Genomic DNA, 26685 nt, shown 5'->3' with positions numbered 1-26685 from the left:
GGAAAGTATTCGTCGTCATTTTGTCGTATTCTATTGAGACACAACACCCCAATCCGGACAATGGTCGGCAAATCGCCGCACCTTACATCTGGATGAGGAGGTAGGCTATTAGCGCTACAAAGGCAAATCCCGTGCACGCCTCGAAGGGGGTGAAATCGCTGGCCGATCTTGTCGGCAAGGCGATGACGCCTGTTTGCCGGAAGCGTGGATTTGCGTCCGTCGATATCATTGCCTCCTGGTCCGATATTGTCGGCGAGCGTTACGGCACGCGCGTGCAGCCGGACAGGCTGATCTGGCCGCGGCAGCCTGAACGCGGCGACCCGGAAAACCCGCCGGAACCGGCGACACTGGTGGTGCACACGGACGGGGCGACAGCCTTGATCCTGTCTCATGACAGTGCCCAGGTGATCGAGCGTATCAATACTTTCTATGGCTGGCGGGCCATCGGCCGCATCAAGATCCTGCAGAAGCCGGTTCTGGTGAAGCAGCCCGTGCGCAAGAAGCCCTTGCGCGACTTGACGCAAACCGAGGAACAGCAGCTCGAAGCGCGACTGGAGGGGGTGGAGAACGACCGCCTGCGGCAGGCGCTCAGGAAGCTTGGCGCCCAGGTTATCGCCCGCAGCGCAGAAGATGCGGCCTGACGGTCCACATTACTTATTCCAATAACAACTCTGTGAAACCGGCATTGGCAAACGTGCCGCCGACTTTGGCATGATATCGAAGAACTCAGGATTTCCCTTGTGTTGGTGTCGGCGGGTCAAGGGTAGATGCCAGTATTTAATAGCCTTTGACCGTCCTCGCTCCTGCCACATTTGATAAGCTTTGTTGACGCCGCCTGCCCGAGAGGGCACAGAAAGCGGCAAGCTGGTTCATCCTGCATTCAGCTGAACGCAAATAGGGTGGCCCGGTATCAATTAACCCGATCGGCCAGGATATCCGACAGGATGTGCTTCGATCCACGCACCGGCCGGTGCAGCGCTTGATTAATGTGACAGGACGATCTTCGTGACCCAGACCCGTAGACAGTTTCTCAAAACCACTGCCCTGGCGACGGCCGCATTCTGCCTTGCCGGTTCGAGCTTGGCTCTTGCGCAGGCCGTCGACCAGGACGAGCTGGTCAAACCCGGCCCGTTGGGCGACAAGATCCTTGGCGACGAAAAGGCGCCGGTCACGATTGTGGAATACGCATCCATGACCTGCGGACATTGCGCCAATTTCCATGAGCGTACCTATCCGGCCCTGAAGGCCGACTACATCGATACCGGCAAGGTTCGCTTCATTTTCCGGGAATTCCCGCTGGATCCGGTTGCGGCCGGCGCGTTCATGCTCGCCCGCTGCGCTCCTGCCGACAAATATTTCGAGATTGTGGACATCATGTTCGAACAGCAGCGGACCTGGGCGTTTACCGACAATCCGTACCAATCCATGCTCGACTTTTCCAAGCAGATAGGTTTTACAAAAGAGTCCTTTGAGGAATGCTTGGGGAACCAGGGTCTGCTCGACGCCATCGATGCGGTGAAAAACCGCGGTGCAAACGAGTTTGGCGTGAACTCCACCCCGACGTTCTTCATCAATGGCGAAAAGCACTCGGGGGCGCTTTCGATTGAAGAGATGGGCAAACTTATTGACGCAAACCTCTAGACTGGCGGTCTGTCCGCCGGTCTGTTCGGTATGCGCCGATCAAGCCCATGATCTTCAGGTGTCCGTGTCCAGGAGGCACGGGCGCCAATGAAATTTTCCAAGCTCCGCATTGTCGGTTTCAAATCCTTCGTCGAACCGATGGAGTTCATCATCGGCAACGGCCTGACCGGTGTGGTCGGGCCGAATGGCTGCGGCAAGTCCAATCTTGTCGAGGCCCTTCGCTGGGTGATGGGCGAAAACTCCTACAAGAACATGCGTGCGTCCGGCATGGACGACGTCATCTTTTCCGGCAGCCTGAACCGCCCGGCGCGCAACACCGCGGAAGTGACGCTCTACCTTGAAAACCAGGACCGTACGGCGCCTGCCGCTTTCAATGATGCCGATGCGCTTGAAGTCAGCCGCCGTATCGAACGCGAGCAGGGCTCCAACTACAAGATCAACGCCAAGGATGTGCGTGCGCGTGACGTGCAGCTTCTTTTTGCCGACGCATCCACAGGCGCCAGGTCACCTGCCATGGTGCGCCAGGGGCAGATTGGCGAGCTGATTGCCGCCAAACCGACCTCCCGCAGGCAGATCCTGGAAGAAGCCGCCGGTATCTCCGGTCTGCATTCGCGCCGGCATGAGGCGGAAATTCGCCTTCGCGCCGCAGAGCAGAACCTGGAACGACTGGAGGATGTCCTCGTTCAGATCGACAGCCAGCTCGACAATCTGCGCCGCCAGTCGCGCCAGGCCTCGCGCTATCGTAACCTGTCGTCTGAAATCCGCGGGGCTGAAGCCTCGATCCTTTACATTCGCTGGACCGAGGCGCGCGATGCGCTGGGAACAGCCGAAAGCCATTTTGCCGAAGCCCAGAAGCAGGTGAACGAAGCCACGGGTTTGCAGGCGGAAAGCGCCCGCATCCAGGCGATCGCCGCCCACAAGCTGCCGGAACTGCGCGAGGATGCGGCCAGGGCGGGCGCCGCCTTGCAGCGGCTGGTGATCGCCCGCAACGAACTGGACGCGGAAGAACGGCGGGTAAAGGAAAAGCTTCAGGATCTGGAGCGCCGCCTGGTGCAGCTGGCGGAAGACATCCGGCGCGAACAGTCCATGGTGTCCGAGAACGACGAGGTTCTGGAACGCTTGTCGGAAGAACGCGCAGAGCTTCTGGAAGAAAACGAGATGGTGCAGGAGCGCACCGAAAGCGCTCGTGAAAAGGTGGCCGAGGCCGAAGAGACCGTGGGAACGCTGGAGAACCAGTTGTCCGACCTGACCGCGGCCGAAGCGCGTGCAACCGCCGAACGCCGCCAGTTGGAGCGGGCAGTCGCGGAAAGCCGCCAGCGCTCGGACCGGTTGTTAGCTCAGGCTCAGGACGCTCAGAAGGCTCTTCAGGAAATCAACGAACGCATGGCCGAACAGGACGGCGTTTCCGAAAACCGGGAAGCGCTGGAGATGGCCGAGGAATCTCTTCTGGAGGCGGAAGCTGCCGCGGAAGAAGCCGAAACCGCGACCCGCGAAGCGCGCGAACAGGAACAGTCCGCACGTGGACCCGTTGGTGATGCCCGCCAGATGTTGCAGGGCCTCGAGACAGAGGCAAGGACGCTGGAGCAGGTGCTGAATGTTCACTCCGAACAGGATCACACGCCGGTTGTCGAGCAGATCCAGGTGGAGCAAGGCTTCGAAACGGCTCTGGGGGCGGCACTTGGTGAAGACCTTGATGCCTCACTTGAAGAAGCTGCTGCTGTTCGCTGGGGGGGTGTCCTCTCTCATGATGGCGATCCAGCCTTGCCGGCAGGAACCCGCAGTCTGGCCGAGGTGGTTGAAGCCCCTGTCGAGCTGAGCCGCCGCCTGCGCCAGATCGGCCTTGTCGACCAGACCGACGGGCCAGGTCTGCGCACGACCCTGAAACCGGGGCAATGTCTGGTTTCCGTGGAAGGCGACCTGTGGCGCTGGGATGGATTCGTAATCGCGGCCAATGCACCGACACCGGCGGCACAGCGCCTGGCGCAGAAGAACCGCCTTGCTGAACTCGGAGATGAAATCGAGCAGGCCCGGCGCGAGCTTGAGGATCGTCAGCAGGCACTGGAAGGTGCCGCAACGAGGGTTCGGCAGGCCGTCGAACTTGAACAGATGGCCAGAGGCAAGGTTCGTGACGGCCAGCGTCAGGCAGCCGCGGCGCGCGAAGCCCTGGCTGCGGCGGAAAGGGCCGTTTCCCAGTTCGCCGCCAAGCTGGAAGCTGCGCAGGACCGGGCACAGCGTCTTGGTGAAGAGGCCGAGCTGGCACGTGAACAGCTGGCAGAGGCCGAAGAACGCCTGGAAGAAGCGCCAGACGGAACCAGCTATCGCGAAAGCATCGAAGAATTGCAGGGGCAGGTCGCGGCCGCACGCGGCGCCCTGGCCGAAGCAAGGGCCGTTGCAGAGGGGCTTGCCCGCGAACAGCAGATGCGCGACCGGCGGCTTGAAGCCATCGCCCGGGAATATGACGGCTGGAAGACCCGTGCTGCCAATGCCGCCCAGCAGATTTCCATTTTGCAGGAACGGCGTGAAGAAGCTGAAGAAGAGCGGGCCGAGCTGATCGAGGCGCCCGAAGACATCGAAATCAAGCGCCGCGACGTGTTTTCCGCCATTGCCAAGGCAGAAGAAGAAAAGAAGGCGCGCGACGATCAGCTTCAGCAGGCGGAACTGGATCTTGCCGACGTCGACCGTGCAGCCAAGGCCGCGATGGAAGCGATGGCGGGCGCACGAGAAGAGAAGATTCGCGCCGAGGAACGCCTGGAAGCCGCCCGCGACCGCAAGCAGAACCTGGAACGGCGGATCGACGAGGACCTGGAGGTTCCGGTGACGGCATTGCCGGAAATGGCGGGTCTTAAGGAAGGCGCACCGCTGCCGGATCCCGATTCCATGGAGCGCAAGCTGGAACGGCTGAAGGCGGAGCGCGAACGGCTTGGCGGCGTTAACCTGCGCGCGGAAGAAGAGCTGCGCGAAATCGACGATCAGAAGACCACGCTGACCTCGGAGCGTGATGACCTGATCGAGGCGATTCGCCGTCTGCGAACAGGGATTTCGAATCTCAACCGCGAGGCGCGCGAACGTCTGCTCGCCTCCTTCGAGATCGTCAACGGTCATTTCCAGCGCTTGTTCACTCATCTTTTCGGCGGGGGCACGGCCGAACTCCAGCTGGTCGATTCCGATGATCCGCTGGATGCGGGGCTGGAAATCATCGCGCGCCCTCCCGGCAAGAAGCCACAGACCATGACTCTGCTGTCGGGTGGTGAGCAGGCGCTCACGGCCATGTCCCTGATTTTCGCGGTGTTCCTGACCAACCCTGCGCCGATCTGCGTGCTCGACGAGGTCGATGCGCCGCTGGATGACGCGAACGTGGAGCGTTACTGCGATCTCCTGGACGAGATGGCCAAGAGCACGGAAACCAGATTTGTGGTGATCACGCACAATCCGATCACCATGGCGCGCATGAACCGTCTCTTCGGCGTGACGATGGCCGAGCGCGGGGTTTCCCAGCTTGTTTCGGTCGATCTGGAGACGGCAGAGCGATTCCGCGAAACTGGCTAAGATTGCGTCTGGTGCGGCACTGCCGCGAAAACCTTATGCAACTTAGGTCTGGCTGATTCTGTGAAAACAGAAAAGATCTTTATTTTTCAAATGGATAGAGTTTAGTGCAGGCTTCTTGACACGGCATGAGGTGCCGACTATGGTGCGCGCGGCTTAGGGGGCTCCCCAGTTGTCGGATCAAGCATGTCGGCGCAAGCTGAGGACTTAAGAACATGTCTTCGCAAAACGGCGATAACAAGGATCGGGCGGTTGGTTCCCCGGAAGCAGGTCTGTCGGAACGGCGGGCTCAATTGAACCGGAAGCTTGATGACATAAGGGTGGTTGAAGAAAAGACCGCTCGGAAGTCTCAAAGCAGCTCATCCGGATACGCGCAGGCAATGAAACTCTCTTCGGAGTTTATCGCCGGCGTGCTGGTGGGGGCCGGGATTGGTTGGGTTGCCGACCAGTGGCTTGGGACGTCGCCTTTCGGGCTGATTGTCTTTCTGTTGCTGGGTTTCGTGGCCGGGGTCTTGAACGTTCTGCGCGCGGCCGGTGTCGTCGAGCAGCCGGATGCCAAGGTCCAGCGCGAAAAAGACGTTCAGAACGACAGATCGAAATAGAATTTGTCGCGCCTTCTGGCGCATTGATATGAACGAACGAAGAAGGCTGGCCGGTGGCGAACGATCCGATCCATCAGTTCCATATCCAGACGCTATTCCCGATTGAAGTCGGGGGCATGGATTTCTCTTTTACCAACTCTTCGTTGTTCATGGTTTTGACCGTGGCGGCGACGTCTGCATTCCTGATTTTCTCGACCAGCGGCCGCGGACTCGTTCCGACCCGCCTGCAGTCGATTTCGGAAATGGCGTATGAGTTTGTTGCCGGAACATTGCGAAGTTCAGCAGGAACGGAAGGGATGCGTTTCTTCCCTCTCGTGTTCTCGCTCTTCATGTTCGTTCTGGTTGCCAATCTGTTCGGGATGTTCCCGTACTTCTTTACCATCACCAGCCACATCATCGTGACCTTCGCCCTGGCGATGCTGGTGATCCTTACCGTGATCATTTACGGCTTCATGAAAAACGGCATGAAGTTCCTCAAGCTCTTCGTCCCCAGCGGCGTGCCCGGTGCACTGATCCCGCTCGTGACGCTGATCGAGGTGATCTCGTTCCTTTCGCGCCCGATCAGCCTGTCCGTTCGTCTTTTCGCGAACATGCTCGCCGGTCACATCACGCTGAAAGTGTTCTCCGGATTCATCGTCAGCCTTAGCGCGATGGGTGCGGTCGGTATCTTCGGATCCATTCTCCCTCTCGGAATGACGGTTGCCCTGACGGCTCTGGAATTCCTGGTCGCGTTCCTGCAGGCATACGTCTTCACCGTTCTGACCTGCATGTACCTGAACGACGCCATTCATCCTTCACACTGAGGGTAACCCAATCACACGGCCATTGCGCCGCGAGTGAGCAATCTGCAAACACCATTTAGGAGCACGTGTCATGGAAGCAGAAGCAGCAAAATACATCGGTGCCGGTATCGCATGCCTGGGCATGGGCGGCGCAGGCATCGGCCTTGGCAACATTTTCGGTAACTACCTCGCAGGCGCTCTGCGCAACCCGTCCGCTGCTGATGGCCAGTTCGGCCGTCTGATCTTCGGCTTCGCCGTGACGGAAGCTCTGGGCATCTTCTCCCTGCTGGTGGCTCTGATCCTCCTGTTCGCTTAATCGCTAAACCTTAGCGACTATCGATGCGACTCCGGTGGCGGCGCTCTCTAGCGCCGCCCAGCCGGATTTAGGAGACTGGAAATGGCAGGCCAAACTCACTCGACCACAGAAGGCATGCACGAAGCCATAGAAGTGCCGGCCGCAGAGCATGGCGCGGGTTTCCCGCCTTTTGACAGCACCACATTCGCCTCCCAGCTCTTGTGGCTCGCGATCACGTTCGGCGTGTTCTACTGGATCATGAAGAATGTGGCCGTTCCGCGGATCGCAGGCATTCTGGAAGACCGCAGGGACCGTATTGCCGGTGACATTTCCGAAGCCAACCGGCTGCAGGAAGAAACCGACGCTGCGATCGCAGCTTACGAGCAGGCGCTGGCCGAGGCCCGCAACAAGGCTCATGGCATTGCCCACGAGACGCGGACTAAGCTCAAGGCAGATCATGAAGCTCGCCGCGAAAAGGCGGAAGCCGAGCTGAACGGGAAGCTGAAGGCGGCTGAAGCACAGATCGCTGCAACCAAGACCGATGCCCTTTCTCAGATCGGGGATATTGCCGGAGAAACCGCTTCAGCGCTCGTTGAGCAGCTGATGGGCAAAGCTCCGACCAAGACCGACCTGACCAAGGCGCTCAAGTCGGCGATGAACTGAGGAGACCGTCATGGATGCTACATTTTGGGCCCTGATCGGTCTTATCCTGTTCTTCGTCGTGATTTTCTACGTCAAGGTTCCGGCCAAGATCAACGGTTCACTGGACGAACGCGCAGAAACCATCCGCAAGGAACTGGAAGACGCACGCAAGATGCGTGAAGAAGCCCAGGCTCTCTTGTCCGAGTATCAGCGCAAGCGTCATGAAGCCGAAAGCGAAGCGGAAGCCATCATCGCAGAAGCCAACTCGGAAGCCGAGCGCCTGACGCTCGAAACCAGCCAGGCTCTGGAAGAAATGATTGCTCGCCGTACCAAGGCTGCGGAAGACAAGATTGCACAGGCCGAAAGCCAGGCAGTCGCTGAAGTCCGTGCCAAGGCCGCTGACATTGCCGTTGCCGCTGCCGAGGAAATCCTTGCAGCGAAGGTGAAGGATAAAGTCGCCGACGACATCCTCGCCAAGAGCATTGAGCAGGTGAAGGAGCGGCTGAACTAAGTTCGGTCCACTCTGCTGACGAATTGAAGAAGCGGCCTTTCGGGGCCGCTTTTTTGTTGCGGCAGGCAATTCGCACGCTACTTGGCACTAATCGGCAGCGATCTCCATTGCCGGTTGGTCTTGAGATGCCTGAAAGCAGAGAAGTGTCGCTGACTTGCAGCGTATTTCCTGCCGTCTAAACCCAGTTCGTTATGTCCGGAATCTCAAGACCCTGCAGCCAGCCTGACCGGCTTGAAGCTGAGGCGATGATGAACGGTCGGCCCATGGCGTTCCAGGGCTGCCTGGTGTTGCGGCACGCCATACCCCTTGTGCTGGGCAAACCCGTAGTCCGGAAAACGGGCGTCGAGGTGAACCATCATCCGGTCCCTTGTTACTTTCGCGACGATAGAGGCGGCTGCAACGCACAGGCAGCGACCATCTCCCTTGATCAATGCCTGTCCGGCCTGTTTCAGTCCATGCGGCACATCGCGGCCGTCGACAAGAACGTAGTCGGGAACCAGAGGCAGGTGATTGACGGCCCGCACCATGGCCGAAAGGGTTGCGGTGCGAATATTGACAGCATCGATCGTTGCCGGTGAAGCGCTGGCGAGCGAGACATGGGCTGTAGCTACAATCTGCTCGAAAAGCTCTTCGCGCCGGGCTTCGGTCAGTTTCTTGGAATCATTGAGGCCAACAGGCACACGGTCGTAATCTAGGATAACCGCGGCCGTGACCACGGGCCCGGCCCAGGGGCCACGACCGGCTTCGTCTACGCCGCAGAGCCGACCGTCAAGGGATTTCGCGTGCTTGCGCTCAATCACAAGGTCCGGGCTATCGGGAAAGGCAAGGTCAAAGAGGGAAGGGCTGAACGTCATGAACAGCACCCTGCCGTCCGGCAGCAAGTTTCTCAAGATCTTGCGTCAAAACAGGTCCAATTGCACACCGCCTTTTTGCGGCTGGACGAAGGCCTCGGTGTTGAGCTTTCGGCGACGCAGATTGAGGCCAAGGCGTTTCGCTCCCAGCGAGAACCGTTTGGCAATCTGGTCGGCATAAGGACCTCTCCCGCGCATGCGCTCGCCCCATTTGGCGTCATAGTCCTTGCCGCCGCGCATGGCGCGGATCAGGTTCATCACATGGCGGTAACGGTCCGGACGCTCTCGCAGCAGCCAGTCCCGAAAGAGTTCCGACACTTCCAGGGGAAGCCGTAAAAGGATGTAGGCAACCTCCGTCGCGCCATGCTCGGCTGCCGCTTCCAGAACGTTTTCAATTTCGCTGTCTGTCAGGGCTGGGATCACAGGCGCCATCATTACGGACGTGGGAATGCCCGCGTCGGAGAGAGCCCGGACGGCCTCAAGCCTTTTGTGGGGTGCAGACGCACGCGGCTCCATGGCCCGGCAGAGTTTCTTGTCGAGCGTCGTGACCGACAAGGCAACCTTCACCAGATTTCGTTCTGCCAGCCTCGACAGAATGTCGATATCTCGCGTGACCAGGGCTGACTTGGTGACGATCGCAACCGGGTGGGAGCAATTGTCCAGCACTTCCAGGATCTCACGCATCAGCTTGTAGCCGCGTTCCATAGGCTGGTAGGGATCAGTGTTCGTGCCGATGGCGATCACGCGCGGCTGATAACCGGGGCGGGAAAGTTCACGTTCAAGCAACTGTGCGGCATTGGGTTTGGCAAACAGCCTGGTTTCGAAATCCAGGCCCGGAGACAGCCCCATGAACGCGTGGCTCGGTCTGGCGAAACAGTAGATGCATCCATGTTCGCAGCCCCGGTAGGGATTGATCGAGCGGTCGAAGGAAATATCCGGCGACTCGTTTCGGGTGATGATTGTGCGCGCACGCTCTTCCTGAACCTGGGTTTTCAGCGGCGGCAGGTCTTCAAGCGTTTCCCAGCCATCGTCGAAACATTCACGAGTTAATTTCTCGAAGCGGCCGGAGGCATTGAGCGCAGCCGCGCGTCCCCGCCGCCTGTGCTCGGAAACGGAGCGGACATCGGGTACAAGGCCGGCTGCGTCGGCTGGTAGTGAAATCTCATCGGGGGGACTGAAAGGCACGCGAGAACGTCCAGGTTATGAAATGGAACATAACAAGAACATTATCACGACGCCAACGCGACGCAAGATGCTGTTTACACCTTGTGGGTTTTGACCTTCAAAAGATGGTGGACTGCAGACCAGGCCGGAATTCAGGAACCGCCACGGTCATCGTGACCTGGCCGGCGACCAAGGTATTTGATCAGGATCGCATCCAGCGTCCCGTCGGACTGCATCTCGCGAATGGTTTCGTCGTAGCGTCCGGGAAGGCTTTCGATATCCGGGTAGGTCGAAGCTTTGGCAAAGACGTTGTAGTAGGGCTTCGTTATCAGCGGCAGCGGTAACGTCGCCAACTGGTCCAGCCTCCCGGCCTTCTTTTCCTCGTAGAGCGTGCTGATGGTGTTCATGGGAACGGCATCCACACGCTTTGCCAGCAGCATGCCGATCTGGAGATTGTTGCTGGCGACCGTCTGAAAATCGAGGCCGGCGTTGAGGAACTCCGGGGTATAGGCGAAATCCTGCGTGATACCGATCTGCAACCCCTTCAGGTCGTCGTAGCCTTCGAAACGGATTGTTCCGGCATCTTCGGCGCGGATGAAGAAGCTCCAGCTGATGTCGATGTAGCTTTCGTCCGGATAGTTCAGGTACTCCATCCGGTCCGGCTTCTTGGAAAACAATAGCAGCATGTCCGCCCGTCCGGCGCGCGCTTCCTGTTGGATGCGAGTTCCGGAATCGATCAGTTCCAGCGAATAGGAAAGGCCGAGACGGCGCATGACTTCATCGAGAACTTCGACGTCGATACCCTTGTAGACCCCGTCTTCGACAAACTTGTATGGCTCTTCCGGGGTTGCCAGCACCACGAGGTCTCGGGCCGATGCTGTCCCGGCCAGCAAAGCCAGGGACAGAACAAACCCGGCGAGCCCCACGAAAATCCGGCCGAGCGTCTGCGTCAGGTATCCTGCGCCTGAAGTTGGCTTTTGATCGGGTGTCGTCATGGCGCGATCGCTTGGGTTCTGGTCGAAGTAAGAGCTTTCAGCTTTGGTATGCACTCTTAAGATAACATGAAATCCGGCACTTCCATTTGCCGGAGAGGGGCTATTTTCCTGAAAACCGTCAAATGGATACCGATCGGTTTCACACTGGAGCAACTTTTCACGGCCCTATGACAAATGTGAAAGAGGTACTGCTACAGCTTTCGCCCGATCTTTTCTTTTCATGCAACCAAAGTAGACATTACCTGGCGATATATATCGCGAAGGTTGGTGACCGATTATTGGAGTTTGTTAAGAACCCCAACAAAAAACAGCTCCCGCTTCGTCACCGACACTCGCACTTTGAAAAAAATCATGTAAAACTTGAGATCATGATCAGCGTCATCATTGCGACAAGAAATTCCGAAACCGAGCTCGTTCACGCGCTTTCGGCCCTGGTGCCGGCAGCTGCAGAGGGCGTTATCCGCGAAGTTATCGTGGTCGATGGTGGTTCGTCGGACAATACCGAGAAGGTTGCCGACGCGGCCGGGTGTGTCTGGATCAGCCGGGGCAATGCTTCCCGCAGCGAACGCCTTGCCTATGGCGCCTCCATGGCGAGCCGGGGCGACTGGCTATTGTTCCTGCGGCCGGAAACGCTTCTGGAAAGCGGCTGGCATCATGAGGCCCAGGCCTTCATTGAGCGGGCAGCCCGTGCCTCCAACGGTCCACGGACCGCCGCAAGCTTCCGCCTTCGCTATGAGGCTTTCGGGCTCAGTGCGCGGGTAAGCGAGTCTTTTGCAGCCTTGCGGTCCCAACTGCTTGGCATGCCTTACGGCAACCAGGGCCTGCTGATCTCCAGACAGTTTTATCAGAAGCTCGGCGGCCATCGGCCGTTGCCGGAGCTGGAAGATCTCGATATCGCCAAGCGTATCGGACGTGGGCGGATGGTGTTCCTGCGGGCTGCCGCGGTCTCTTCGGGTGAACCCGAGCGGGAAGGGCTGTTTTCCAGGTTCCGCCAGGCTTTCGCACGCTTTTGCGTCGGTACCCTGCGCATTCCAGCGAGTGTTGCCGTCAAGCTGCACGGCTGAACAAGGCACTGCACGGTTCTGGGCGGACACGCTCTTCTTCGGTATGGTGGCGATCAGGCCTCCCGAAGCTTGCCGCGCTTCAGGTGCTCGTCCAGCCTGGGCATGATCTCCACGAAATTGCAGGGCATGTGACGATAGTCCAGCTGCCATTTCAGGATACCGTCCCAGGCGTCCTTGCAGGCGCCCGGGGAACCGGGCAGTACGAAAATATAAGTCGCCCCGGCGACGCCGCCGGTCGCACGGGACTGGATCGTGGAGGTGCCGATCTTGTCGTAGGAGATTCGGTGAAAGACCTCTGAAAAGCCGTCCATGCGTTTTTCGAACAGAGGCTCCATAGCCTCCGGCGTCACGTCACGGCCGGTAAAGCCGGTGCCGCCGGTCGAGACGATCACATCCACGCCCTTGTCATTGATCCAGCTCTTGACGACCGCCTGAATGGCCGGAACGTCATCGGTGACGATCTGCCTGTCCGCAAGCATATGTCCTGCCTTTTCGATCCGGTCCACCAGCGTATTGCCGGAGCGGTCTTCTTCCAGCTTGCGCGTATCCGATACCGTCAGCACAGCAATGTTGAGCGGAATGAACGGACGGGTTTCATCGAGACGGGACATGGCGAACTCCTTTGCTCTCCAGACATAGGCAATAGCCGCAATGGCTTCCAGAGGCAGCAAGCAAACTGTCGCGGCATTTTGATATTGAAATAAAATTACAAAAAATAACAAGATTGAGACACTTGCAAAAAAGTTAGGTCAGTATTATTGACTTAAATAACCAATCCAAAAATGCAACGAGCCAACAATGACAACCTGGGAAAGCCTATACGCCCGACGCGCCAGCCGCATGCGCGCCTCGGAAATCCGTGAACTCCTGAAACTGCTGGATCAGCCGGATGTGATCAACTTCGCCGGCGGTATTCCCGACCAGGCTCTGTTCCCCGCCGAAGCGTTCAAGGCAGCCTATCAGGAAATTCTGGCAGGTCCGGACGCGGGCCGCGCACTGCAATACGGCATGAGCGAAGGCAGCGCCCGCCTGCGCAACTGGATCGTCAACCACATGCGCCGCCTTGGCGTCGAGTGCGGGCCAGAAAATATTCTCGTCACCTCCGGGTCTCAACAGGGGCTCGATTACATCGGCAAACTGTTCCTGACGGAAGGCGATACCGCGCTGGTGCAGTGGCCGACCTATCTGGGCGCGTTGCAGGCTTTCAATGCCTATGAGCCCGGTTACGACCGGCTTGACCCTGGAGCCAACCGCCCTGCGGAAGATTATGCGGCAACCGCGCGCGAAAAGGGCGGACGGATCAAGTTCGCTTACCTTTCCCCCGATTTCGCCAACCCCACGGGCCTGACGGTGGATCTGGCCGAGCGACAACGCCTGCTGGCACTGGCCGGAGAACTCTCCTGTGCAGTCATTGAGGATTCGCCCTACGAGGCGCTGCGCTATGACGGCGAACCGTTGCCACCGATGCTGGCGCTTGATTGCGAAGTCTCGGGAGGCATCAACAACGCCCGCACACTTTACTGCGGCAGCTTTTCCAAGTCGCTCTCACCGGGATTGCGCCTCGGCTGGATCTGTGCGTCGGCTGAAGTCATCTCCAGGCTGGTTCTGATCAAGCAGGCGAGTGACCTGAATTCGCCGGTGCTCAACCAGGAAGCCATGGCCCGGGTCGCCGAAAATGTCTTTGAAGCGCATACGGCAAAGACGAATGCGGTCTACAAGTCCCGGCGCGATGCAATGCTGGCCGCGCTTGAGCGGCACATGCCGGCTGGCGTCAGCTGGACCCGCCCGGAAGGGGGCATGTTCATTTGGATGACCCTGCCCAAAGGGATGGACGCGGCAACTCTGCTGGAAACCTCCATTGAAACGGTGCGCGTCGCCTTCGTTCCCGGCCGTGCGTTCCATCCGGATGGCACCGGGGCGAACACCCTCCGGCTCAGCTTCTCCTGCAACGACTATCAGAAAATCGAAGAAGGTATTTCAAGGCTTGGCCGCTTGATTACCGAAACTGTCACGTCCAAGTTGTAAGTCCTTCGAGGGAAGAAGCAGGGGCGGGTGTTGGAGCCGATGGCGCTGACCGACAAGCTGGACAATTATTGTGAGCGGATCGGGCCGGAGTTCTGGTCCGAGCCGCTCAATGCGCTCACCAATGCGGCTTTCCTGATTGCGGCCATTGCCGGATACATGCTCTGGCGCCGCAAGACACCGGACGATCTCTTTGCCCTTGTCCTGATCGGCATCGTCTTCGTGACCGGCCTGGGATCGTTCCTGTTTCACACCTTCGCGACACGTTGGGCGAGCCTTGCCGATGTCATCCCGATCGCGCTGTTTATCCATGTCTATCTCTTTGCGGCGCTGAACCGGTTTCTGGGTCTGTTCTGGTGGGCGGCGCTAGGCATCGTTATCGTGTTTTTCGCAGTCACGCCCTTTGCCGGGCGCGCGGTCGCACCGCTGGTCGGCTCATCTGCAGGCTATGTGCCTGCGCTGCTGGCGATCTTCGTGGTGGGGGCACTGTTTCTTCGCAAGAATGTGCGGCTCGGGCGTGAGGTGTTGCTGACAGGTGTCGTCTTTGCCGTTTCACTGACATTCCGGACGCTGGACGGCCCGGTTTGCGATCAACTTGCCATTGGCACGCATTTCCTGTGGCATATCCTGAACGGGGTCGTACTGTTTTTGCTATTACGGGTTCTCATCAGGCAGCGCGCCGGTTAAATCACACAGAGTATTCACAAAATTGCAGATCATCGTCGCGGACAGGCCGCAGAGCTTTGCAGAAAAACAATATGACCTTAGGGAAGAGGCAGGAGACAGGGACCGTCATGAGCGACAGCAGCAAGACCGGAAGTGATCTGACCGAAGCGGCCCTGTTCTATCACGAGCATCCGCGCCCGGGAAAACTGGAGATCCAGGCAATCAAGCCGCTGGGCAACCAGCGCGACCTGGCGCTGGCCTATTCACCCGGCGTGGCCGCGCCGTGCCTTGCGATTGCCGACAATCCGGCACTGGCAGCCAATTACACCTCGCGCGGCAATCTGGTCGCTGTCATCTCAAACGGCACGGCAGTGCTCGGCCTCGGCAACATCGGTCCGCTGGCATCCAAGCCGGTGATGGAAGGCAAGGCGGTTCTCTTCAAGAAGTTCGCCGGCATCGACGTCTTCGATATCGAGGTGGCCCAGACCGACGTTGAAAAATTCGTCGATGCGGTTTCGGTTCTGGAGCCGACCTTTGGCGGTATCAACCTGGAAGACATCAAGGCGCCCGAATGCTTCATGATTGAATCGAAGCTCCGGGAACGTATGAAGATCCCGGTCTTTCACGACGATCAGCATGGCACGGCGATCATCGTCGGTGCCGCGGTTCGCAACGGTCTGGACCTTGCCGGCAAGAAGATCGAGGAAGCCAAGATTGTGGCGTCCGGCGCGGGCGCGGCTGCGCTTGCCTGCCTCAACATGCTCGTCTCGCTGGGGGCGAAGCGGGAGAACATCTGGGTTACCGACATTGAAGGCGTCGTCTATGAAGGCCGCGAGGCGCTGATGGACGAATGGAAGGCGGTCTTTGCCCAGAAGACGGATTTGAGGTCGCTCGATCAGGTAATCGACGGCGCCGATGTCTTCCTGGGGCTGTCCGCTGCCGGCGTGCTGAAGCCGGGCATGGTGGAAAAGATGGGCAAGGGCCCGCTGATCCTGGCGCTCGCCAACCCCAACCCGGAAATCATGCCGGAGGACGCCAAAGCTGTCCGTGACGACGTGGTCATGTGTACCGGACGGTCCGACTACCCGAACCAGGTCAACAACGTCCTGTGCTTCCCCTACATCTTCCGGGGCGCGCTCGATGTTGGGGCGACCACCATCAATGAGGAAATGAAGCGGGCCGCCGTGGAGGCAATTGCCGGCCTTGCGCGCGAGGAACCGTCCGACGTTGCCGCCCGTGCCTACGGCGGCAAGACCGAAACATTCGGCCCGAACTACCTGATCCCTTCGCCGTTCGATCAGCGCCTGATCCTGCGCATTGCACCGGCTGTTGCCAAGGCGGCCATGGCAACAGGTGTCGCCACGCGCCCGATCGAGGATTTCACGGCCTATCTGGACCGGCTGAACCGTTTCGTCTTCCGGTCCGGCCTCATCATGAAGCCGATCATCCAGAACGCCAGCAAGGACCCGCAGCGGATCATTTATGCCGAAGGCGAGGACGAACGTGTTCTTCGTGCCGCTCAGGTGCTGATCGAAGACAATATCGCCAAGCCGATCCTGGTTGGCCGTCCGGACGTCCTGCAGCAACGCTGCGAACGCTTTGGCCTGCGCATTCGTCCCGATGTCGATTTCGAGTTCGTCAACCCGCAGGACGATCCGCGCTACCGTGAATATGTCGACGAATATTTCGAGTGTGTCGGCCGCAAGGGCATGCCGCCCAACGCGGCGCGGACGGTCGTGCGCACCAACACCACGGTGATTTCCGCCCTTGCGGTGCGCCGCGGCGATGCCGATGCGGTCATTTGCGGTCTGGAAGGCCGGTTCATCCGCCATCTGCGGGACATCAAGCAGGTGATCGGCGTTTGCGAGACGGCCAGGGACCTTTCGGCCATGTCGCTGCTGATCAACTCGCAAGGGGCGATATTCCTGTCGGATACCTTTGTGACGGAAGACCCGACCGCCGAAGAGATCTCCGAAATGGCAAACCTCGCGGCTGAGGAAATCCGGCGCTTCGGTATTGAACCAAAGATCGCCCTGCTGTCGCTTTCCAACTTTGGTTCTCGCGACACGGCGTCCTCGCGCAAGATGCGCGAAGCGCTGGAGATGATCTGGAAGCGTTACCCGGAACTGGAAGTCGATGGCGAAATGCACGGCGACAGCGCGCTCAGCGTGGAGCTGCGCGAACGGGTGATGCCGGGCAGCAAGTTGAAGGGAGAGGCCAACCTGCTTCTGTTCCCGAACCTGGATGCGGCCAACATTGCCCATAACCTTCTGAAAGTTTCGACCCAGGCGCTTCATGTCGGACCGATCCTTCTGGGCACGGCCAAGCCCGCGCATATCCTGACACCGTCTGTCACGTCGCGCGGCGTGGTGAACATGTCGGCACTTGCCAGCGTCGAGGCACAGACCCGGTCCGCCGGCTAGTCCTGCTTCAAATCGCGCCTTCTGTTGAACAAGGCGGACCGGTACAACCGGTCCGCTTTTCCATTTTTCAAACGGCCTGCCATGACCCTTGTGAAACAGCCAGCCGACTGCGTCAGCAAAACGGATATCCGCAACGCAATTGATGCGCTTGACGAAGAACTCCTGCAGCTCTTTGCCCGTCGCCAGGGCTACGTCCGGCGGATGGCGGACCTGAAACAGCATCCTGATGAGGCCTTTGATCACCAGAGGATTGAAACAATGGTGGCTGCTCTGAAAGACCGGGCGGAAGAATTGGGGCTGGAAGGCGCGCAGGCGGAAGCGGTCTGGCGGACGCTGATCGACTGGAACGTGGCCTTCGAGAAGCGAACGATCGCCGCACGGCTCGAGGGGCTGCAGGACGAGCCGACGAAACCGGGCTCCGATTTTTAGCACCGTGCCGGGTTTTCCAGACCGTTCGGGCTCCTACCTATCAGGGAGTATGGATCGTCCGTGGAGCCCCAATGACCCTGAATTCGCATCTTCTTCCAGGCGTGGCCGCAATGGCCGCAGCGCTCGTCCTGCCGATTGTCCCTGCCGCTATGGCCCAGTCCGCGGTTCAGCTGGAAACCGTTGCCGCGGGATTATCCTACCCATGGAGCGTCGCTTTCCTTCCGGAGGAGGGCTACCTGGTGACGGAACGCGACGGGACTGTGAAGCACATTGATGCATCCGGCAGGCAGAGCGAAGTTACCGGCGTTCCGGAAGTCTTTGCCCAAGGACAAGGTGGTCTGCTGGACGTGGCGCTCAGCCCGGACTTTGCCACCGACCGGACGGTCTTTCTGTCCTATTCCCAGGGATCGGCGGAGGGCGCCGGCACATCCCTGTTCCGGGCGAAGCTTACCGGTGCCTTTGAGGGAGGCTTCGCGCTGGAAGATGGCGAGACGATCTTTTCCGGCAACAACAAGGCCTACGGAGGCCGCCACTTCGGATCACGCCTCGTTTTTGCGCCCGATGGCACCTTGTTCATGACCGTCGGTGAGCGGGGAGACGGTGAGCGAGCTCAGGATACCTCGGACCACGCCGGGTCCGTGTTGCGTCTGACGAGGGACGGTCAACCTGCTCCGGACAATCCCTTTATCGGGCAGGAAGGCTACAAGCCGGAAATCTGGTCCTATGGTCATCGCAATCCGCAGTCGGCTGCGATCCATCCTGAAACCGGCGTATTGTGGACAGTTGAGCACGGGGCACGTGGCGGCGACGAAATCAATATTCCCGAAGCCGGAAAGAACTATGGCTGGCCGGTGATTTCCTACGGACGCCATTACTCCGGGGCAACCATCGGTCAAGGCACGTCGAAGGAAGGCATGGAACAGCCGGTTCACTATTGGGATCCCTCCATCGCGCCGTCCGGCATGGCCTTTGTAACCAGCGACCGATATCCCGACTGGAAGGGCGACATGCTGGTCGGTGCGCTGGCCGGACAGCACCTTGCCCGTGTTGACCTCGACGGCGGAACGGTTGTCGGCGAGGAAAAGCTGCTGACGGATCTGGGCGAGCGGATACGCGATGTCCGGCAGGGCCCCGATGGCTACGTCTATGTTCTGACAGACAGCGACGATGGCCGGTTGCTGCGGCTGCAACCCTGAGGCAGGCCGAACTTTTTGAGCTGTAAGCGCTTTTGCGGCTTCTCTGCTTGACATTAGGGCCGTTCCCGACGATATACCGCACTGCAACCGCTGCCGCGTGAGCAGAGAGTGCGCCCCGGACAAGAGAAGTTTCTTGGCGGGCAGTCGCAAGAGGGTTGCCACTTCAAGAACCCAATGAGGGGTTCAACCAGTTCCCATTTCACGCGAGGGTCTGGCGGCAGAGAGACCGGGTAGCGATGGCTGCCGGCTGTGCCGCATTCCAACTTCAAGTCGCACCGTCAATGACGTGCGGCTTAACAAGCGTTTGTTTCGCTTGAACCAAGGATTTTATATTGACCGACTTTCAAAGCCTGGGACTCTCCAATGGCCTTGTGACTGCCGTTACCGAAAACGGCTATGACGCTCCGACACCGATCCAGCAAAAAGCCATCCCGTTGATCCTGGAAGGCCGGGACCTCATGGGTCTGGCACAGACGGGTACGGGCAAGACGGCTGCTTTCGGCCTGCCGTTGATCGACCGGCTTCTCCTGGAGAAGAAAAGAGCCGTTCCCAAGGGCACACGGGCGCTTATTCTGGCCCCGACCCGCGAACTGGTGAACCAGATCGCTAAGAACCTGATTTCCTTCCTGAAGCATACACCGCTGCGGGTTTCCTCCGTTGTCGGTGGTGTGTCCATCAACGGCCAGATCAAGCGGCTCTCAAAGGGCACCGACATTCTGGTGGCAACACCGGGCCGGCTGCTGGACCTGGTAGATCGTGAAGCGATCGACCTGCGCACCGCTTCCTACCTGGTGCTCGACGAAGCCGACCAGATGCTCGATCTGGGCTTCATTCATGCCCTGCGTCGGATCGCAGGCCTGGTGGCCGACAAACGCCAGACCTTGCTGTTTTCCGCGACCATGCCGAAGCAGATCAACGAGCTGGCACAGTCCTATCTGCGCAACCCGGAGAGGGTCGAAGTTGCTCCGGCCGGCAAGACCGCTGACAAGGTTACCCAGTCGGTTCATTTCATGGACAAGAACGACAAGGGCGACTTCCTGGTCGATCAGCTTCGTGACAAGCCGGACGGGCTGTCGCTGGTGTTCTGCCGCACAAAGCACGGTGCGGAACGGCTGATGCGCAAGCTGGCGCATTCCGGAATTTCCGCTGGCTCGATCCATGGCAACAAGAGCCAGAACCAACGTGACCGCGCGATCAAGGACCTGCGGGAAGGCACCATCAACGTGCTTGTGGCAACCGATGTTGCCGCTCGCGGCATTGATATTCCGGGTGTCAGCCACGTTTATAACTTCGAGCTGCCGGAAGTTGCAGAAGCCTACGTTCACCGAATCGGCCGTACGGCCCGCGCCGGTGCGGAAGGTGAGGCGATTGCCCTGTGTGCTCCGGAGGAAATCGGTCTCTTCCGCCAGATCGAGAAGCTGATCGGAATCGACATCACGGTCGCCGGTGGTGAAATTCCGCCGATGTCCGCGGCTGCCGGGCGCGCAAAGCGCGGCGGAAACCGGAATGGCAACAGCAAGCCGGGCGGCAAGAAGCCGTTCCGCAAGCAGTCGTCCTCCGGCGCCAACGACAACGCGTCCGAAAACCGTCGTCCTCCGCGTCGCCGTCGTCAGAACACACGCAGAGATGCAGCCTGACGACTGACGGGTTACGTCGCAGTTCATTGTGATGTGGAAAAAATTGCACCGGGAAGTGGCCTTCCCGGTGCCGAACCTTGTGGTCGATGGGTTTCAGAACTGTTGAAACAGTGCTGAATGAATTTGGTGGATGAACCGCCTGATCCGAACCAGAACCGCCGCCGGCTGGTTATGACCCTGCTGTCTTCCTGTCCACAAGGTATCCAACCGCTTGCGCGGCTCGATCTCGTTAAGCTTTCGGGAAAACCGCGGGAACTCCGCGAAGAACTTGTAGAAAGTCACCAAGATCTTGGTGATTTGCTACAAATTTGCCCCGTGAAAGTAAAAGTAAATTAACCAACGAGAGACTGCAATCACAACCAGCTGGTCGCTATTTGGTATGTGGATAAATAGATTTATCAGTAATTTCAGCTAGTTAGTTTGCTTTTGGTGAAATAGCGATGGATTTGACGAACAACCTCAGATGGAGTTGATGGTTGAGTGGTTGAAATAAACGCTTAGATTTCAAAGAATTGGCCAATTCATTTTCTTAATTTATTGTTATATAGAAAAAATTTATAGACCCTCTGAAGGTCGATAAGTTCCTTATCGCCTTGTTTGTAAACGGAAAAAACCGGCAATAGTTATACTGTCAAATATCGCGATGTATTGATCGGTATTTTCGGACAACCCTTATTTTCCAGGCTCCGTGTTTTCAGTTGAGGCGTGTTCCTGGCATTTTTTTGACCAGTTGGTATAATTTTGTCTTTTGGAGTCATAACAAGTTTTTATTCGTCTCATTATTTATTTGACCTTGCCGTAGGGGGAGTTTATTCCGGCGCCATCACGGTTTTGGTTAACAGAATTAAACAAATCGAAACCCGAAAAAAAATCCAGATCATCTCTGGGATAAATGTGCACGCTGGCTCCATCGGGACCAACGACCTCATAAGAATTGCCCGTTGTTAATACGGGTACGAACTTGTGGCGCGGGCAACCACGCGGCAGCAAGCGGAGTGGCATGTCCACTCGGCCTTGTCCGTGTGTTTGACAACCGCAACAGGCTGGACCCCCACATACGCCAGCCTGATTACGACCCATCGGCCGCAAGACTGCAGCACCGGGAAGGTTTTCTTTCCGGTGCTGTTCGTTTTTTCAAGGCACAAAAAAACCACGGGTTTCCCCGTGGCCTTCAATGTTTTCCAGTTTGGCAGCGAACCTTACATGTTCGGATAGTTCGGTCCACCGGAGCCTTCCGGAACGGTCCAGTTGATGTTGCCGTTCGGGTCCTTGATGTCGCAGGTCTTGCAGTGGACGCAGTTCTGCGCATTGATCTGGAACCGCGGCGCATCTTCGCCTTCCTCGATCCACTCGTATACGCCAGCCGGGCAATAGCGGTTGGACGGACCGGCGAAGACATCGTGTTCCGAGCGCTTCTGCAGTGCCTCGTCCTTCACCTTCAGATGGATCGGCTGATCCTCTTCATGGTTGGTGTTGGAGAGGAACACCGAAGACAGCTTGTCGAAGGAAACGACACCATCCGGCTTCGGATAGTCGATCTTCTTGCAGTCCTTGGCCGGTTTCAGGGTGTCGGCGTCCTTCTTGCCGTGTTTCATGGTGCCGAAGAAGGAGAAGCCGAACAGCTCGTTGGTCCACATGTCGAGACCGCCGAGGGCAACACCGATAGCGGTGCCGAATTTGGACCACAGCGGCTTTGCGTTGCGCACACGCCAGAGATCCTTGCCGATCGGGCTTTCGCGCCAGGCTGTGTCGTAATTGGCCAGCTCGTTGTGCGCTTCGCCACGGCCGATTGCGGCCATCACTTCTTCTGCCGCCAGCATGCCGGACAGCATGGCATTGTGGGAGCCCTTGATCCGCGGCACGTTGACGAAGCCTGCGGAACAACCCATCAGCAGACCGCCGGGAAACGAGAGTTTCGGCACGGACTGGAAACCGCCTTCGGTAATGGCACGGGCTCCATAGGAAATGCGCTTGCCGCCTTCGAAGGTGTCACGGATCGCCGGGTGCGTCTTGAAACGCTGGAACTCGTCAAAGGGCGACAGCCAGGGATTCTCGTAGTTGAGGTGAACCACGAAGCCGACAGCGACCTGGTTGTCTTCCAGGTGATAGAGGAACGAGCCGCCACCGGTCGTGCCGTCAAGCGGCCAGCCGAAGGAATGCTGTACCAGGCCAAGCCGGTGCTTCTCCGGGTCGATCTGCCACAGCTCCTTGATGCCGATGCCGAATTTCGGCACGTCGCTGTCCTTGTCGAGGTCGAATTTCTCGATCAGCTGCTTGGCCAGAGAGCCGCGTGCGCCTTCACCGATCAGGGTGTATTTGCCGCGCAGCTCCATGCCGCGCGTGAACATGGCATTGGGTTTGCCATCCCGGCCGATGCCCATGTCGCCCGTCGCAACACCAACCACGTTGCCATTGTCGTCATAGAGGATCTCGGCAGCTGCAAAGCCCGGGTAGATTTCGACGCCGAGCGCTTCAGCCTTTTCGGCCAGCCAGCGGCAGACATTGCCAAGCGAGACGATGTAATTGCCGTGGTTGTTCATGAGTTTCGGCATGAACATGTTCGGCAAACGCATGGAACCTGCCGGCCCCAGCACGAGGAAGTGGTCGTCGGTAACCGCCGTCTTGATCGGGGTGTCTTCTTCGCGCCATTCCGGAAGCAGCTTGTCGAGAGCGATCGGGTCAATCACGGCGCCGGAGAGAATATGCGCGCCGACCTCGGATCCTTTTTCCAGTACGACAACGCTCAGCTCGTCGCCCTTGTCGTTGGCGATCTGTTTCAGCCGGATTGCAGCTGCAAGACCGGCAGGCCCTGCGCCTACGATCACAACATCCACATCCATGCTTTCGCGTTCGCCAAGCGCTTCTTGTTCGCTCATCTTTCTCTCCCTCCGCCCAAAGGGCAACTTCTGCGCCGCCAGGTGCTCAAATCAAGTGAACCAGCGTATGGATAACGGCTGATGCCCAATTGTTAGAGCAACTTACCTGCGTCCGTTCGGAAGCAGCGCCTATTAGCCCTTACCGCCTATTTGCCCCATTTTGCAGCGCAAAACACGACATTTTTCATCGGCAATTGCGAAATTTCGCCGCTATTCCTTCAGTTGGGCATCAGATAGACCAAAGCAGGCGCAGGGCGTCAAGTGCTTAGTTAACGTTTACGTAAACGTAATTCGAGTGTATTCCCGACAGTTTCGAAAATGTGCACAGGCTTTGGAAAACCGGCCGGATTGAAGGTGGTCTGGCGCTGCATGCTTGTAGAAATGATCGGGGCGGTTAAACTCAGCGCCGGAGGCAGCCTCTTGCAACAGATCCCGAACGACCCGAGACACCTTGAAGCCCTGCTGGATTTTTATGCCGGTGCGGGTGTCGATTGTTTTCTTCAGGACGAACCCGTCGATTGGGTGGCGCTGACGCGTGCGCAGGCAGCGCAGCGTGCGCTGGCCGGTCAGCAGGCAGCAGCCCCAACGCCTACTCAGCAGTCCCGGCAACAGGCCCCGGCAGGCAATTTCCAGGGGCAGACAGGCTCTCCGGTTCCAGCAGCTCCCGTCGCTCCCCAGGCGATTTCCGTGCCGCCCGCAGTTGCGGGGCAAGCGCCGGTCTTGCCCGACAGGGAGATAATCGCCGCAGCCCGGGATCTGGCGGCATCTGCCCCGACGCTCGAGGAACTGCGCAATTGCCTGGGCGGTTTCGACGGCTGTAACCTCAAGCTGACCGCCAAGAAGCTTGTGTTTGCCGACGGCAACCCGCAGGCAAAGCTGATGTTTGTCGGCGAGGCGCCGGGCCGCGATGAGGATCTTCAAGGCCTGCCTTTTGTTGGCCGTTCCGGCCAATTGCTGGACAGAATGCTGGGTGCGATCGATCTGGATCGCTCGTCGGCCTATATCGCCAACGTGGTTCCCTGGCGGCCACCTGGCAACCGGACACCGACACCGCAGGAAACCGAGATCTGCAAGCCGTTCATTCTGCGCCAGATCGAACTGGTCAACCCGGACGTGCTCGTCTTTCTCGGCGCAGCATCCGCCAAGACCCTGCTCGGGGTACAGGACGGCATCCGCAAGATGCGCGGGCGCTGGATGACCTATCCCTGCAAGGGCAGGGAAATCTCGGCTATCGCCACTTATCATCCGGCGTATCTTTTGCGCAGTCCGCTTGAGAAGCGGTTGTCCTGGCGCGACTTTCTGGCGATCAAGCAGAAGCTGGAAGAAAAAGCAGCGCAATAGCCTTCGGACTGCATGGTTTCCTGCAATCATCCAGACGTTTCTTCGTTTTCTCGACCTCGCCGGGCAGGTTGTTCGAAACGTTCAGGGAAATCCTTCTTTTTCAGATCAAAAGTGACCTTGCGTTAACTTGGATTTCAGACTACAGGTTGTAACATTGAGTGTGTAACGCTCTGGGTGATTTTAACAACCGGTCATGACGATGGATGCAGACAAATGCATTTCGGCGCTCGTCGTCGACTTGGCGGACATGTCTTGTTTCGAAGCAACGGCCTATGATCTGACAGAGAACGGCTGTTGGATTGCGTCCGACAGGGTTGACCTCCTGAAGGAGGAGGTGGGCTTGCGCCTTGCCGGGTTCGACAAACTGGTCCGCGGGACCGTGATTGCCTTTGGCGATCAGCAAGCGCAAATTTCTTTTCAGACCAAACGAGAGGCGTCAGGCGAAAAACGCCGCGAGATCCGGCGGCAAGTCTGGATCACGGCAATCGTTTGCGGCAAGACCAATTCGGCAACAATGAGATGTCGAATCGTTGATGCCAGCAGGTCCGGATGCCGGCTGGAAGGCGACAAGCTGGATCGACTTCCCGATGACATTGAGGTCTCCATTCCCGGTCTCGATCTGCCAATCAGTGCAGAAATTGTCTGGCGCAAGAACAACCAGGCCGGTGTCAGGCTCACCTGGCCGTTCGAAGCGTCGCCCAAACCCAAACCGGAAGACGTTCTGGAGCGCATGAAAGAAGAAGACGAAAAGCCGAAACGCAAGCGCAAAAAGAAGATCAGCGCCTTCGGTGGTTGAACAGCGCTTGGGCGCGTTAAACCGTGCGACAAGGTTTTGACGGCCTGGAGTCTTTGCAAGCGGGCTTTGCGTACATATATCGGATGGAGTTTGTGAACTCTTTCAGGGCCTATTGCGCGTGATTTCATCCCTTCGCCGGTTTCTTCCCAAACCCTTTCGAAACGATAAGCCTGTCATTCCGGTCGTGCGCCTGCATGGGGCAATCGGTGGCGGTGGGCCGCTGAAGTCCGGATTGTCCCTGGCGACCGCGTCCATCCCCCTGGAAAAAGCCTTCTCGATGAAGAAAGCACCGGCGGTGGCCCTGGTGGTCAATTCGCCGGGTGGCTCGCCTGTTCAGTCGAGGCTCATCTTCAAGCGGATCAGGGATCTGGCCAAGGAGAACGAGAAGGACGTTCTGGTTTTCGTTGAGGATGTGGCTGCCAGCGGCGGTTACATGATTGCGCTCGCAGGGGACGAGATCTTTGTCGATCCGTCGTCCATCGTCGGCTCCATCGGTGTGGTTGCAGCCGGGTTCGGCTTCACGGAGATGATCAAGAAAATCGGCGTTGACCGGCGCGTTTATACCGCAGGTGAAAAGAAGGTGACGCTCGATCCCTTCCAGCCGGAAGTGCCGGAAGACATCGAATACATCAAGAGCCTGCAGCTCGAGATCCACGAGACCTTCATCGACATGGTGAAATCGCGTCGCGGTGACGTGCTTGCAGATGATCCGGATCTTTTCACAGGCAAGTTCTGGACCGGGCGCACCGGTGTACAGCTTGGGTTGGTCGACGCGATCGGCGACCTGCGCGAAGTGATCAAGGACCGGTACGGTGACAAGGCCGAGCCGAAATTGATTTCGGCACCGCGTGGCCTTTTCGGCCGCAAGGCCGGGCTTGGTGTCGGCCTGGCAAAGGGCCGACTGCTGGAGGGGGTCGGCGAGGAGTTGATCTCTTCTGTCGAGGAACGGGCAATGTGGATGCGCTACGGCCTTTAAAAAGGCACAATGCCTGTGTGAAAATCGGGTGAGCAAGGGGAAAAAACATGACCGAATTGATAGGCGTCGCCGCATTGGCCGTGGGAGGTTACTGGATCGTGCAGCGCGTGAAGCGCAAGATGGCCGAAGTTGAAAACCAGATTTCCAGGGCAGCTGCAAAAGCCGATCCCAATGGCCGCGGTGCCAAGCTTGTGCTTGACCCGGTGAGCGGCAAGTACCGTCCGCAAGCCTGA

25 protein-coding genes are annotated in these 26685 nt (G+C 58.5%); 20 read left to right on the top strand and 5 right to left on the bottom strand.

Annotated elements, in window-relative coordinates:
* The first annotated feature begins 131 nt into the window (after nucleotides 1-131).
* The 8 genes from FIU93_RS00475 (at nucleotide 132) to FIU93_RS00440 (ending at nucleotide 8016) form a co-directional block, all read left to right on the top strand.
* On the top strand, nucleotides 132-641 hold the full coding sequence (locus FIU93_RS00475) for a DciA family protein (RefSeq protein ID WP_152504562.1): 510 nt from the start codon (nucleotides 132-134) through the stop codon (nucleotides 639-641).
* 364 nt (nucleotides 642-1005) lie between these two features.
* Nucleotides 1006-1641, top strand: a complete 636-nt coding sequence (locus FIU93_RS00470; protein ID WP_152504561.1) for a thioredoxin domain-containing protein — start codon at nucleotides 1006-1008, stop codon at nucleotides 1639-1641.
* Nucleotides 1642-1728: 87 nt separating this feature from the next.
* Nucleotides 1729-5187, top strand: coding sequence for a chromosome segregation protein SMC (smc, locus tag FIU93_RS00465; RefSeq protein ID WP_152504560.1), 3459 nt, complete (start codon nucleotides 1729-1731; stop codon nucleotides 5185-5187).
* Nucleotides 5188-5399: 212 nt separating this feature from the next.
* Complete coding sequence (locus FIU93_RS00460) at nucleotides 5400-5786, top strand: AtpZ/AtpI family protein (protein WP_023001970.1); 387 nt, start codon at nucleotides 5400-5402, stop codon at nucleotides 5784-5786.
* Between the two features lie 53 nt (nucleotides 5787-5839).
* The gene (locus FIU93_RS00455) at nucleotides 5840-6589 is read left to right on the top strand and encodes a F0F1 ATP synthase subunit A (protein WP_023001969.1); all 750 of its coding nucleotides are present in this window, start codon (nucleotides 5840-5842) and stop codon (nucleotides 6587-6589) included.
* A gap of 70 nt (nucleotides 6590-6659) precedes the next feature.
* Nucleotides 6660-6884 (top strand): F0F1 ATP synthase subunit C, encoded by a 225-nt coding sequence (locus tag FIU93_RS00450; protein WP_006935776.1) that lies wholly within the window; start codon nucleotides 6660-6662, stop codon nucleotides 6882-6884.
* Between the two features lie 81 nt (nucleotides 6885-6965).
* A complete protein-coding gene (locus FIU93_RS00445) occupies nucleotides 6966-7526 on the top strand; it encodes a F0F1 ATP synthase subunit B (protein WP_023001968.1) in 561 nt (186 codons plus the stop codon).
* Nucleotides 7527-7536: 10 nt separating this feature from the next.
* Nucleotides 7537-8016, top strand: a complete 480-nt coding sequence (locus FIU93_RS00440) for a F0F1 ATP synthase subunit B (RefSeq protein ID WP_023001967.1) — start codon at nucleotides 7537-7539, stop codon at nucleotides 8014-8016.
* Nucleotides 8017-8219: 203 nt separating this feature from the next.
* On the opposite strand, the gene FIU93_RS00435 is transcribed toward FIU93_RS00440, so the two are convergent.
* From FIU93_RS00435 to FIU93_RS00425, 3 genes are all read right to left on the bottom strand, one after another.
* Nucleotides 8220-8870, bottom strand: a complete 651-nt coding sequence (locus FIU93_RS00435) for a ribonuclease HII (protein WP_152504559.1) — start codon at nucleotides 8868-8870, stop codon at nucleotides 8220-8222.
* 45 nt (nucleotides 8871-8915) lie between these two features.
* Nucleotides 8916-10028, bottom strand: coding sequence for a PA0069 family radical SAM protein (locus FIU93_RS00430; RefSeq protein WP_228872851.1), 1113 nt, complete (start codon nucleotides 10026-10028; stop codon nucleotides 8916-8918).
* A 155-nt stretch (nucleotides 10029-10183) separates the two neighbouring features.
* Entirely contained in the window at nucleotides 10184-11026 is an 843-nt protein-coding gene (locus tag FIU93_RS00425) for a transporter substrate-binding domain-containing protein (protein WP_152504557.1), read from the bottom strand.
* 368 nt (nucleotides 11027-11394) lie between these two features.
* On the opposite strand from FIU93_RS00425, the gene FIU93_RS00420 reads away from it, so the two are divergent.
* The gene (locus FIU93_RS00420) at nucleotides 11395-12090 is read left to right on the top strand and encodes a glycosyltransferase (protein WP_055657887.1); all 696 of its coding nucleotides are present in this window, start codon (nucleotides 11395-11397) and stop codon (nucleotides 12088-12090) included.
* Nucleotides 12091-12143: 53 nt separating this feature from the next.
* Here FIU93_RS00420 and moaB read toward each other — a convergent pair whose 3' ends face one another.
* Nucleotides 12144-12701: a molybdenum cofactor biosynthesis protein B gene (gene moaB, locus FIU93_RS00415; protein ID WP_152504556.1), complete on the bottom strand. Its 558-nt coding sequence runs from the start codon at nucleotides 12699-12701 to the stop codon at nucleotides 12144-12146.
* Nucleotides 12702-12888: 187 nt separating this feature from the next.
* On the opposite strand from moaB, the gene FIU93_RS00410 reads away from it, so the two are divergent.
* The 7 genes from FIU93_RS00410 (at nucleotide 12889) to FIU93_RS00380 (ending at nucleotide 20799) form a co-directional block, all read left to right on the top strand.
* A complete protein-coding gene (locus tag FIU93_RS00410) occupies nucleotides 12889-14115 on the top strand; it encodes a PLP-dependent aminotransferase family protein (protein WP_152504555.1) in 1227 nt (408 codons plus the stop codon).
* A gap of 39 nt (nucleotides 14116-14154) precedes the next feature.
* On the top strand, nucleotides 14155-14799 hold the full coding sequence (locus FIU93_RS00405) for a ceramidase domain-containing protein (protein WP_152507460.1): 645 nt from the start codon (nucleotides 14155-14157) through the stop codon (nucleotides 14797-14799).
* A gap of 107 nt (nucleotides 14800-14906) precedes the next feature.
* Nucleotides 14907-17201, top strand: coding sequence for an NADP-dependent malic enzyme (locus FIU93_RS00400; RefSeq protein WP_023001959.1), 2295 nt, complete (start codon nucleotides 14907-14909; stop codon nucleotides 17199-17201).
* 81 nt (nucleotides 17202-17282) lie between these two features.
* Nucleotides 17283-17630 carry a chorismate mutase gene (locus tag FIU93_RS00395; RefSeq protein WP_152504554.1) on the top strand — a complete coding sequence of 116 codons (348 nt, stop codon included), beginning with the start codon at nucleotides 17283-17285 and terminating at the stop codon, nucleotides 17628-17630.
* Nucleotides 17631-17701: 71 nt separating this feature from the next.
* Complete coding sequence (locus FIU93_RS00390; protein ID WP_209010258.1) at nucleotides 17702-18826, top strand: PQQ-dependent sugar dehydrogenase; 1125 nt, start codon at nucleotides 17702-17704, stop codon at nucleotides 18824-18826.
* Nucleotides 18827-19158: 332 nt separating this feature from the next.
* Nucleotides 19159-20463: a DEAD/DEAH box helicase gene (locus tag FIU93_RS00385; protein ID WP_023001956.1), complete on the top strand. Its 1305-nt coding sequence runs from the start codon at nucleotides 19159-19161 to the stop codon at nucleotides 20461-20463.
* A 117-nt stretch (nucleotides 20464-20580) separates the two neighbouring features.
* The gene (locus FIU93_RS00380; RefSeq protein ID WP_139314097.1) at nucleotides 20581-20799 is read left to right on the top strand and encodes a hypothetical protein; all 219 of its coding nucleotides are present in this window, start codon (nucleotides 20581-20583) and stop codon (nucleotides 20797-20799) included.
* Nucleotides 20800-21662: 863 nt separating this feature from the next.
* Here FIU93_RS00380 and FIU93_RS00375 read toward each other — a convergent pair.
* A complete protein-coding gene (locus tag FIU93_RS00375; RefSeq protein ID WP_152504553.1) occupies nucleotides 21663-23339 on the bottom strand; it encodes an electron transfer flavoprotein-ubiquinone oxidoreductase in 1677 nt (558 codons plus the stop codon).
* A gap of 369 nt (nucleotides 23340-23708) precedes the next feature.
* Here FIU93_RS00375 and FIU93_RS00370 point away from each other — a divergent pair, with 369 nt between their 5' ends.
* The 4 genes from FIU93_RS00370 to FIU93_RS00355 all read left to right on the top strand — a co-directional run bounded on the left by FIU93_RS00370 (nucleotide 23709) and on the right by FIU93_RS00355 (nucleotide 26685).
* Complete coding sequence (locus FIU93_RS00370) at nucleotides 23709-24680, top strand: uracil-DNA glycosylase (protein WP_286202391.1); 972 nt, start codon at nucleotides 23709-23711, stop codon at nucleotides 24678-24680.
* 199 nt (nucleotides 24681-24879) lie between these two features.
* A complete protein-coding gene (locus FIU93_RS00365) occupies nucleotides 24880-25476 on the top strand; it encodes a PilZ domain-containing protein (RefSeq protein WP_173017234.1) in 597 nt (198 codons plus the stop codon).
* 118 nt (nucleotides 25477-25594) lie between these two features.
* On the top strand, nucleotides 25595-26452 hold the full coding sequence (locus FIU93_RS00360; RefSeq protein WP_152504551.1) for a S49 family peptidase: 858 nt from the start codon (nucleotides 25595-25597) through the stop codon (nucleotides 26450-26452).
* 47 nt (nucleotides 26453-26499) lie between these two features.
* On the top strand, nucleotides 26500-26685 hold the full coding sequence (locus tag FIU93_RS00355) for a hypothetical protein (protein WP_023001949.1): 186 nt from the start codon (nucleotides 26500-26502) through the stop codon (nucleotides 26683-26685).

This window comes from Labrenzia sp. THAF35, from assembly GCF_009363595.1.
Lineage (GTDB): Bacteria > Pseudomonadota > Alphaproteobacteria > Rhizobiales > Stappiaceae > Roseibium > Roseibium algicola.
The sequence above is the reverse complement of the archived record's forward strand: the minus strand, read 5'-3'. Positions and strand labels throughout refer to the sequence as shown.